Origin of the sequence: Streptomyces millisiae, from assembly GCF_031845425.1 — a bacterium.
GTDB classification, from domain to species: Bacteria; Actinomycetota; Actinomycetes; order Streptomycetales; family Streptomycetaceae; genus Streptomyces; species Streptomyces millisiae.
Window position 1 is genome coordinate 1 of sequence record NZ_JAVREM010000416.1, and the last position, 388, is coordinate 388.

The following is a 388-nucleotide window of genomic DNA, read 5'->3' on the forward strand; positions in this document are numbered from 1 at the left end:
GTACGGGAGGGGGCCCGGGCCGCCCGCGCGGACGGGTTCGTCGGGCTCCTCCCGTACGGCTATGCCACCCCGCTCACCGACGCCCCGCTCTCCGGCGGCGAACGCCAACGCCTGGGCCTGGCCCGCGCGTTCGCCCACCCCGGCCGCCTGCTGATCCTGGACGACGCCCTCTCCGGCCTCGACACCGTCACCGAGCACCACGTCCGCCGCGCCCTCGACGAGCGGGCCGGGCGCGCCACCCGGGTGATCGTGGCGCACCGCCTCTCCTCGGCCGCCCGCGCGGCCCGGGTCCTCGGGCTGGAGAACGGGCGCGTCCGCGCGACGGGCTCGCACGAGGAGCTCTGGGCCGATCCGGAGTACCGGGCGGTGTTCCGTACGGAAGCGGAGG

General features: G+C 77.8%; 1 protein-coding gene. It reads left to right on the forward strand.

The window, feature by feature from the left end; translation table 11 throughout:
- Positions 1-388, forward strand: a 388-nt coding sequence (locus RNC47_RS37350; protein WP_311605329.1) for an ATP-binding cassette domain-containing protein, incomplete at both ends; no start/stop codon positions are given.